A 9,029-nucleotide genomic window follows, 5' to 3' on the forward strand; every position below is an offset into this window, starting at 1 on the left:
TTCAGGGCCGCGACTCCTTGCCTTCTCGCTCCTTGACCTCCCGGTCCCGCGCCCCGCGCGGGTCGAGCACGGTGCGGATCAGCTCCAGTTCGCGCTCGTCCGGCACCCGCGACACCCCGGCGCCGCTGAAGTCCAGGTCGAAGCCGGTGTTCGCGCGCACCTCGTCCGCGGTGACGCCCGGGTGCAGCGAACGCACCTTCAGCCGTCCGTCCTCGTCGTAGTCGAGCACCGCCAGGTCGGTCACCACGACGCCGAGGTCGTGGAACCGCAGCGCCGTCGACGGATGCGCGCGGGCCCGGTCGTTGCCGACGCCGGACACGACGTCCACCCGGTCCACGAACACCCGGCTCGAATGCCGGCTCACCCAGTAGTCGGTGCGGTGATTGACCGTGTTGCCGGGCGCGCCGCGCATGCCGATCAGCTGGCGTTTCGGCTTCCGCCAGTCGCCGATCAGCGAGATGTTCTGGTTGCCGAACCGGTCGAGCTGGCTCGCTCCCATCATCGAATGCCGCCGCCCGGTGTTGAGGATGTCGAAGATCCGGCCGAACGGGGCCCAGCCTTCGACGGTGCCGCCGGCCGCGGCGGTTTTGCCCAGCGGCGGCGGGTCGGCCATGAGGTGGCATTCGCCGTCGGACAGCACCAGCTCGGGGGAGTGGGTGAGGCGGGCCAGCCGTGCGCTGATCGCCGGGACCGTGCCGACCGCGTGGGCCAGCACCTCGCCGGAGCCGCGCCACGCGTCGGAACACGCGGCGATGCAGACTTCGGCGCGGGTCGCGGGGGCACTCATGCGGACTCCTTCTCGGTCGCGCGGTGGAAGGCGCGCACCGCCTCGTGGTAGCTGGCCTCGTCGCCGGTCAGGTAGGTCTCGCGGAACCGCTGCCACGCTTCCTCGTCCTGCGCCGACTGGGCGTAATGCCGCTGGAACGCTTCGTCGCGGCCGTAGTCCGGGTCGCACGAGGTGAAGTGCGCGCCGTTCGGGGCCTCGATCACGCCGTTCACGAACATCCGGCTGATCAGCAGTGACGTCGACCGCTCAGTGGCGGTGAGGTCCTTGGTGTCTACGACCTTCTCGACGCTCAGCAGCGTTTTGTCCGACGCCATCGCGAACAGGTCGTCGAAGTACGGATCAGGCCCGAGGAACTGGCCGTTGCCGAGAGCGTCGCCGCGGTTGAGGTGGAGCAGCGAGACGTCCGGGCGCACCGCGGGCACCGCGATGTACACGTCGTCGTCATACGGCGAGGCGACGGTTTTCAGTTCCGGGTTCATCAGCAGCACGTCGCTTTCCAGCCCGGCCCGCGTCGGCAGGAACGACAGCCGGTTGGCGCCCGCCCGGAGCGCGGCGACGAACATGCCCTCGTCGTACTCGGTGGTCTCGACCCGGCCGCCCTCGCGCGCGGCGCGGAAATGCGGGTCGAGCGGGATCGTGTCGAGCGAGACGAACCCGTAGATCACCCGGCGCACCTTGCCCGCCGCGCACAGCAGCCCGACCTCGGGCCCGCCGAAGGTGACCAGCGTGAGGTCTTCGACGTCGCTGCGCAGCAGTTCGCGCACCATCGCCATCGGCTTGCGCCGCGACCCCCAGCCGCCGATCCCGACGGTCATCCCGGACCGGACGTACTCGGTGACGCCGTCCAGGGTCATGGACTTGCCGCCCATTCGTTCCTCCATTGTTTTCCGCTCAGGCGGGCTCGGCCCGGATCACGCGCCGGTCCGGAGCCGGGCCCGGTGTTCCCGGGCGTCGCCGAAGAGGTGCGCCAGCGCGTGCGCCCGTTTGAAATACAGCTGGGCGTCGTGCTCCCAGGTGATCGCGATTCCGCCGTGCAGCTGGACAGTCTCGGCCGCGACCGCGGTGAAGGCCTCGCTGCACCAGGAGTTCGCGTACGCCGCCTGCTGGACGAGATCGTCGCCGTTGCTCGCCGCGAATCCGGCCGCCCACGAGATCGAGCGCGCGGTTTCGACCTGCACCAGCATGTCCGCGACCCGGTGTTTCAACGCCTGGAACGAACCGAGCGGACGGCCGAACTGTTCGCGTTCCTTGAGGTGCGCGACGGTTCGGTCCAAACAGGACTGTGCGCCGCCGACCTGCAGTGCGGTGCAAGCGATCGCGGCGATGGCGTGCAGCCGGGGGAGCGCCTCGGTGAAGTCGGCGGCGAGCAGTGTCGCCGGGGTGTCGCGGAACTCGACCTGGGCGAACCTGAGCGTTTGGTCGACCGCTGGGGTCGCTTCCGCGGCGACGTCGGCCTGGAACAGCGCGGGGCGTCCGTCGGCCATCGCGACCACCAGCAGGTGCGACGCCTGCGCGCCGTCCAGCACCAGCGTCGCGGTTCCGTTCAGGGTTCCGGCCGAGGCGACCACGTCCGAACCGTCGGTTCGATGGCGTCCGGCACGATCCGCCCAGGCCAGCGCGACGACCCCGCCCGCCGCGATCTCGGGGAGCAGCTCAGGCGCGTCCGCGGCCAGTAATGCTTGCGCCGCAAGCACTCCCGAACCCAACAGCGGCGACGGCGTCAGGCTCGCGCCCAGTTCCTCCAGCACGACATGCGTTTCGAACAGGCCGAACCCGGCTCCGCCGTACTCCTCGGGAATGGCCAGCGCCGCGACGCCGATCTGCTCGCACAACGCGGACCACAGCTCGGTGTCGTACCCGGACGGCGAGTCGATCGCCGCCCGCAGGTCGGTCTTCGCGGCCCGCCGGGTGACCATCCCGCGGACAGCGGCGGCGAGTTCCCGCTGCTCGTCGGTCAGCGCGAAGTGCATCAGCGGCCCCTCATCAGGCTCTCCAGCACCCGCGCGCGGTGCACGGCCGGCGTGCCCCAGCAGCCCACGAGCGCCCGGACGCGCAACAGCCACAGACTCAGCTCGCATTCGAGCGTGTAGCCGATCGCGCCGTGCAGCTGCAATCCGGTGCGTGCGGCGAGCTGCGCCGCGTCCGACGTCGCGACCTTCGCCGCCGAGATGGAGCGGGCGTGGGGTTCGCGGGCCGCGCCGAGCAGCAGCGGACGGGCGAAGTCGAGGGCGACCCGGACGTCGGCGACAGCGTGCTTGAGCGCTTGGTATTCGCCGATCACGCGGCCGAATTGCCGTCGTTGGCCCAGGTACGCCACGGTGTCGGCCAGCATTCGTTCGCCGCAGCCCAGCAGCTCCGCCGCGCACGCGAGGCTGGCGAGGTCGAGTGCTTTCTGGCGCGTCTCCGGGGACAGGGGTTGAACCTCGGCAGCGGTGGTGACCTCGAACAGCTGCCGGGAAGGATCGACCGACTGCAGTGCGCGGCCGATTTCCGCCCGGGACAAGGAATCTCCGACCACCAAAACGTCCGTCGCGACGTCAGCGTCCAGTGCGTACGGAGTGTCCGGCGCGGCTGCGAAGGTCACCACGGCATCCCCGGAAGCCAGTGACGACAGCAACGACGCGTCGGTGAGCAGCGCGGGTGCGGCCGCGATCGACTCGATCACCGGACCGGGCACGCCGTGGTACCCGAGCCGCTCGAAGGCCACGATCAGATCGACCGGGGTCCCGCCGACGCCGCCGTGTTCCTCGGGCACACCGAGCGCGGTGACGCCCAGTTCGGCGAGCTGCTTCCACAGCAGCAGCCCGGGTTCCGGCCGCTGGGCCGCCCAGGACCGGGTGACGCTGGGGACGTCGGCCGCGCCCAGCAGGGCGTCCAGCGCTTCGGCGAACGCGCGCTGTTCGGCGGACAGCCGGAACTTCATGCCTGTGCCTTCCCGCGTTCCCCGCGGGGGAGGCCGAGCAGCCGTTCCGCGACGATGTTGCGCTGGATTTCGTTGGTGCCGGCGTAGATCGGGCCGCCGAGGGCGAACAGGTAGTCCTCCATCCAGCGTCCGCGCACTTCCTGGCCGGCGCCGAGCAGGTCCAGCGCCGTTTCGTGGATGCCGAGGTCGAGCCCGGTCCAGAAGAGCTTGTTCACGCTGCCCGCAGCGCCGACGTCGCCGCCGTTTTGGACGTGGTCGACGGTGTCCCACGTGTAGAGCCGGTAGGCCTCGGCCTTGATCCACGCGTCGGCCACGCGGTCCCGCAGGTGCGGCGCTTCGGCCCCGCGCTCGGCCCAGAGGTCCAGCAGCCGGTCCGCCGCCGCGAGAAACCGCCCGGGCGAACGCAGCGAGAGGCCGCGTTCGTTGCCCGCGGTGCTCATCGCGACGCGCCAGCCGTCGCCGACCCCGCCGAGCACGTCCTGATCAGGCACGAAGACGTCGTCGAAGAAGATCTCGGCGAACCCGCAGTCGCCGTCGAGCTGGGCGATCGGCCGGACGGCGACGCCGTCCGAATCGAGCGGGAACAGGAAGTACGTGAGGCCGCGGTGCCGTTCGGCGTCCGGGTCCGAGCGGAAAAGGCCGAAACCCCAGTCCGCGAACGGAGCGCGGGAACTCCAGATCTTCTGTCCGTTGAGGACCCAGCCGCCGCGCTCGTCGTCGCGCACGGCCGTGCTCCGGATCCCGGCGAGGTCGCTGCCCGCTTCGGGCTCGGACCAGGCCTGCGCCCAGATCCGGGCGCCGTTCGCGGTCACCGGGAGGTGCCGCCGGCGCTGGTCGTCGGTGCCGTGCTCGAAGATGATCGGGGCCAGCAGCGAGATGCCGTTCTGCGCGATCCGCGTCGGTGCGCCGCTGAGGTAGTACTCCTCCTCGAAAAGCACCCACTCGGTCAACGTCGCGTCGCGGCCGCCGTACTCGGCGGGCCAGGTGACCACGGACCACCGGCCCTCGGCGAGCTTGGCTTCCCACTCGCGATGCGCGCGGGCCCCGTCCTCGGTGTCCATCGACGGCAGCGGGCCGGGGCTGTTGTCCGCCAGCCAGGCTCGGGCCTCCGCGCGGAACTCCTCTTCCGCGGCGGTGAATTCCGGGCTCATGACTCTCCCGCGGCCTTCTTGTTGGCCTTCGCCATCGAACGCGCGTCGAGCCCGGCGAGCGAATCGGCGTCCAGTTCGGCGTTGTGCGCGTGCGCGGCGTGGTGCAGGCCGAACACCGAGTCCATTCCGGACCGCATGCCCATCAGGTCTTCCGCCTGGTTGACCGCCTTCTTGGTGAGCGCGAGACCCAGCTGCGGCATTTGCGCGATCCGCTCGGCGATCGCGAACGTCGCGTCTTCGAGTTCGGCGCGCGGCACGACGTGGTTGACCATGCCGAGCGCCTGCGCGCGGCCGGCTCCGAACCGGTCGCCGGTGTAGAGGAATTCCTTCGCCGCGCGCGGGTTCATCACCCACGGATGGGCGAAGTATTCGACGCCCGGGATGCCCATCCGCACGACCGGGTCGGAGAAGAACGCGTCGTCGGAGGCCACGATGAAATCGCACGACCACGCGAGCATCAGGCCGCCCGCGATGCACGCGCCCTGCACCATCGCGATCACCGGCTTCGGGATCTCCCGCCATCGCCGGCACATGCCGAGGTAGACCTCCGATTCGCGGGCGAACCGGGAATCGACGCCCGCGCGGTCGGTGTGGTCCCACCAGATGACCGCTTTGCGCTCGAAGCTCTGGTCGACGTCGCGGCCCGGGGTGCCGATGTCGTGCCCGGCGCAGAAGTGCTTGCCGTTGCCCGCCAGCACGATCGCCTTGACGTCCGGGTCGTCCACCGCCTTCGTGAACGCGGCGTCCAGCGCGTAGGTCATCTTCGAGTTCTGGGCGTTGCGGTACTGCGGCCGGTTCAGCGTGACGACCGCGACCGGACCGCGCACCTCGTAGGTCACGACCTGTTCGTCGGTGCTTTCCTCGGTTCCGCTCACCGCGCATCACTCCTTCTCGGTTCGGCGGCGATGCTACCAAACAAGTGCTTGGTTTGGTAGCGTGGCGGGACCAGGCGCCGGCGGACCGGGAGGACGGGTGGATCTTCGCTACACCCCCGAGGACGAGCAGTTCCGCGCCGAGGTGCGCGAATGGCTCGGCGACCACCTCGCGGGCGAGTTCGCCGCGCTGAAGGGCCTCGGCGGATCCGGGCGCGAGCACGAGGCGCCGCAGGAGCGGCAGGCGTGGAACCAGCATCTGGCCGCGCACGGCTGGACGTGCCTCGGCTGGCCGGTCGAATACGGCGGGCGCGGGCTGAGCTTGCTGCGGCAAGTGATCTTCCACGAGGAGTACGCCCGGTCCAACGCTCCGGCGCGGGTCAACCACCTGGGCGAGGAGCTGCTCGGGCCCACGTTGATCGCGCACGGCACGGAGGAACAGCGGCGGCGGTTCCTTCCGGGAATCGTCGGGGTCACGGAGCTGTGGTGTCAGGGCTATTCCGAGCCTGGGGCCGGGTCCGATCTGGCCGGGGTGCGCACGCGGGCTCGGCTGGAGGGCGGCGAGTGGGTGATCGACGGGCAGAAGATCTGGACGTCGCTCGCCCAGCACGCGCAGTGGTGTTTCGCGGTGGTGCGGACCGAGCCGGGATCTCGGCGGCATGCTGGGCTGTCGTATTTGCTGGTGCCGATGGATCAGGCCGGGGTCGAGGTGCGGCCGATCCGGCAGCTGACCGGGACCAGCGAGTTCAACGAGGTCTTTTTCGACGGGGCTCGGACCGAGGAGTCTTTGGTGGTCGGCGCGCCCGGGGACGGCTGGCGGGTCGCGATGGCGACGCTCGGGTTCGAGCGCGGGGTGTCGACTATCGGGCAACAGGTCGGGTTCGCCCGGGAGCTGGCGGGCGTGGTCGCGACAGCCAAGGCGAACGGGCGCTATGACGATCCGATTCTGCGGGACCGATTGGCTCAAGCCTTTGTGGGGCTTGAGGTGTTGCGGGTGCATGCATTGCGGACGCTCAGCGCGTACGAGGCCGGGTCGCAGGGGCCGGAGGCTTCGGTTTCGAAGCTGCTGTGGGCCCGGTGGCATCGGGAACTCGGGGAGCTGGCGATGGATGTCCGCGGGGGCTCTGCGCTGACCGCGACCGGTTCTTACGATCTTGACGCGCAGCAGACGCTTTTTCTCTTCAGCCGGGCCGACACGATTTATGGCGGTTCGGACGAAATCCAGCGCAATATCATTGCCGAGCGGGTGCTCGGCCTGCCCAGGGAGCCGCGACCGTGAGCGTTAAACCGGAACAGCCCGCGCCTGATTACGTGCCGGGCCACGGATTGCTGGCCGAACGCGTGGTCGTCGTGACAGCAGCGGCTGGCGCGGGCATCGGTGCGGCGGTTGCCCGGCGGTGTTTGGAGGAGGGCGCTCGGGCGGTCGTCATCGGGGACACGCACGAGCGGCGGCTTGCCGAGGCGGCTTCCAAGCTGGCGGCGGAGTTCGGTGCCGAACGGGTCGCGTCGGTGGTGTGTGATGTGACCGACGAGGATCAGATCGCGGCGTTGCTCGACGCGGCCGAAGCGTTCGGCGGGGTCGAGGTCATGGTGAACAACGCTGGTCTCGGGGGCACGGCGTCGATCACCGAGATGACCGACGAGCAGTGGTCGTTGGTGCTGGATGTGACGCTTACCGGGACTTTCCGGTGCATTCGCGCGGCTTCGCGGCGGATGATCGCGCGCGGTATTCGCGGGGTGATCGTGAACAACGCTTCGGTCATCGGCTGGCGGGCGCAGGAAGGGCAGGCGCATTACGCGGCTGCCAAGGCGGGGGTGATGGCGTTGACCCGGTCCGCGGCGATGGATCTGGCCCCGTCCGGCATCCGGGTCAACGCGGTGTCGCCTAGTTTGGCGATGCATCCGTTCCTGGAGAAGGTCACTACCGCTGAGCTGCTCACGGAACTGAAGGGGCGCGAGGCGTTCGGGCGCGCTGCGGAGCCTTGGGAAGTCGCCAATGTGATGGTGTTTCTCGCGAGTGCGTATTCGTCGTATCTCACCGGTGAAGTCGTCTCGGTGAGCAGTCAGCATCCCTGATCCCGCAGGAGGATTTCGTGCCCGAGGCATATGTGGTCGACGCGGTCCGCACGCCGGTCGGCCGTCGTGGCGGTTCGCTCGCCGGAGTGCATTCGGCGGATTTGGGCGCGCACGCGATCCGTGCGCTCGTGCAGCGGACGGGCATCGATCCCGGTGCGGTGGACGACGTCATTTTCGGTTGCTGCGACACGATCGGGTCGCAGGCCGGGGATATCGCCCGGACCGCATGGCTGGTGGCGGGATATCCGGACCACGTGCCGGGCGTGACCGTGGACCGGCAGTGCGGGTCCAGCCAGCAGGCGGTGCATTTCGCGGTGCAGGGGGTGCTGTCCGGGACCGCGGATCTGATTGTCGCCGGCGGAGTGCAGAATATGTCCGCTATTCCGATTTCGTCGGCGATGGTGGTGGGGCAGCAGTTCGGGTTCAGCACGCCGTTCGCGGAGTCGCCGGGGTGGCAGGCTCGGTACGGGGACCAGGAAGTTTCGCAGTTCCGGTCGGCGCGGATGATTGCCGAGAAGTGGGGGCTTTCCCGTTCCTCGCTGGAAGAGTTCGCGTTCGAGAGCCACCGCCGGGCGCTGGCGGCCATCGATGGCGGCCGGTTCGCGCGGGAGATCTCGCCGGTGGGGACGTTTTCGGTGGACGAGGGGCCGCGGCGGGATACTTCGCTGGAGAAGATGGCTGGGCTCAAGCCGTTGGAGGAGGGCAGTCCGCTTACCGCTGCGGTGGCTTCGCAGATCAGCGACGGTGCTGGGGCTTTGCTGATCGCGTCCGAACGGGCGGTGGCCGAGCATGGGTTGACGCCTCGGGCCCGGGTGCATCACATCAGTGTGTACGGGGCGGATCCGGTGTGGATGTTGACCGCGCCTATTCCGGCTACGCAGCGGGCGTTGGAGAAGACTGGGATGTCGGTGGAGGACATCGATCTGTTCGAGTGCAACGAGGCGTTCGCGCCGGTCGTGCTGGCTTGGATGCGGGAGGTTGGGGTGCCGCATGAGAAGGTCAATGTGAATGGCGGCGGGATCGCGTTGGGGCATCCTATTGGGGCTACTGGGGCTCGGTTGATGACTACGTTGCTGCACGAGTTGGAGCGGTCTGGGGGGAGGTATGGGCTGCAGGTGATGTGTGAGGGGGGCGGGCAGGCCAATGTGACTGTGTTGGAGCGGGTTTAGGCGCGGTTTCTGGGGGTCTCGGTCGGCTCGTCGCCTGGCGGCGACATTGCG

9 protein-coding genes are annotated in these 9,029 nt (G+C 69.4%); 3 read left to right on the top strand and 6 right to left on the bottom strand.

The features are described 5' to 3' along the window. Nucleotide 1 precedes the first annotated feature (1 nt). The 6 genes from H5411_RS27430 to H5411_RS27455 are packed head-to-tail and all read right to left on the bottom strand — an operon-like array spanning nucleotide 2 to nucleotide 5,736. Nucleotides 2-787, bottom strand: a complete 786-nt coding sequence (locus tag H5411_RS27430) for a CoA-transferase subunit beta (protein WP_183125471.1) — start codon at nucleotides 785-787, stop codon at nucleotides 2-4. Then, the gene (locus H5411_RS27435) at nucleotides 784-1,656 is read right to left on the bottom strand and encodes a CoA transferase subunit A (RefSeq protein ID WP_101439190.1); all 873 of its coding nucleotides are present in this window, start codon (nucleotides 1,654-1,656) and stop codon (nucleotides 784-786) included. Before H5411_RS27435 ends, H5411_RS27430 begins: the two co-directional genes overlap by 4 nt. A 42-nt stretch (nucleotides 1,657-1,698) precedes the next feature. Then, nucleotides 1,699-2,757 (bottom strand): acyl-CoA dehydrogenase family protein, encoded by a 1,059-nt coding sequence (locus H5411_RS27440; protein ID WP_183125472.1) that lies wholly within the window; start codon nucleotides 2,755-2,757, stop codon nucleotides 1,699-1,701. After that, nucleotides 2,757-3,710 (bottom strand): acyl-CoA dehydrogenase family protein, encoded by a 954-nt coding sequence (locus H5411_RS27445; RefSeq protein WP_183125473.1) that lies wholly within the window; start codon nucleotides 3,708-3,710, stop codon nucleotides 2,757-2,759. Before H5411_RS27445 ends, H5411_RS27440 begins: the two co-directional genes overlap by 1 nt. Further along, nucleotides 3,707-4,861: an acyl-CoA dehydrogenase family protein gene (locus H5411_RS27450; RefSeq protein ID WP_183125474.1), complete on the bottom strand. Its 1,155-nt coding sequence runs from the start codon at nucleotides 4,859-4,861 to the stop codon at nucleotides 3,707-3,709. Before H5411_RS27450 ends, H5411_RS27445 begins: the two co-directional genes overlap by 4 nt. Beyond that, entirely contained in the window at nucleotides 4,858-5,736 is an 879-nt protein-coding gene (locus H5411_RS27455) for an enoyl-CoA hydratase (RefSeq protein ID WP_183125475.1), read from the bottom strand. Before H5411_RS27455 ends, H5411_RS27450 begins: the two co-directional genes overlap by 4 nt. Before the next feature lie 97 nt (nucleotides 5,737-5,833). On the opposite strand from H5411_RS27455, the gene H5411_RS27460 reads away from it, so the two are divergent. The 3 genes from H5411_RS27460 to H5411_RS27470 are packed head-to-tail and all read left to right on the top strand — an operon-like array spanning nucleotide 5,834 to nucleotide 8,978. Beyond that, nucleotides 5,834-7,012 carry an acyl-CoA dehydrogenase family protein gene (locus H5411_RS27460; RefSeq protein ID WP_183125476.1) on the top strand — a complete coding sequence of 393 codons (1,179 nt, stop codon included), beginning with the start codon at nucleotides 5,834-5,836 and terminating at the stop codon, nucleotides 7,010-7,012. After that, entirely contained in the window at nucleotides 7,009-7,809 is an 801-nt protein-coding gene (locus tag H5411_RS27465) for an SDR family oxidoreductase (protein ID WP_101439196.1), read from the top strand. The genes H5411_RS27460 and H5411_RS27465 overlap by 4 nt, the downstream gene beginning before the upstream one ends. Before the next feature lie 17 nt (nucleotides 7,810-7,826). Continuing rightward, on the top strand, nucleotides 7,827-8,978 hold the full coding sequence (locus tag H5411_RS27470) for an acetyl-CoA C-acetyltransferase (protein ID WP_183125477.1): 1,152 nt from the start codon (nucleotides 7,827-7,829) through the stop codon (nucleotides 8,976-8,978). Nucleotides 8,979-9,029 lie beyond the last annotated feature (51 nt).

The organism is Amycolatopsis echigonensis, assembly GCF_014174495.1.
GTDB classification, from domain to species: Bacteria; Actinomycetota; Actinomycetes; order Mycobacteriales; family Pseudonocardiaceae; genus Amycolatopsis; species Amycolatopsis echigonensis.

Coding starts and splice junctions, on each gene's coding strand:
- H5411_RS27430 (WP_183125471.1), bottom strand. CDS start 787: ATGAGTGCCCCCGCGACCCGCGCCGAAGTCTGCATCGCCGCGTGTTCC.
- H5411_RS27435 (WP_101439190.1), bottom strand. CDS start 1,656: ATGGGCGGCAAGTCCATGACCCTGGACGGCGTCACCGAGTACGTCCGG.
- H5411_RS27440 (WP_183125472.1), bottom strand. CDS start 2,757: ATGCACTTCGCGCTGACCGACGAGCAGCGGGAACTCGCCGCCGCTGTC.
- H5411_RS27445 (WP_183125473.1), bottom strand. CDS start 3,710: ATGAAGTTCCGGCTGTCCGCCGAACAGCGCGCGTTCGCCGAAGCGCTG.
- H5411_RS27450 (WP_183125474.1), bottom strand. CDS start 4,861: ATGAGCCCGGAATTCACCGCCGCGGAAGAGGAGTTCCGCGCGGAGGCC.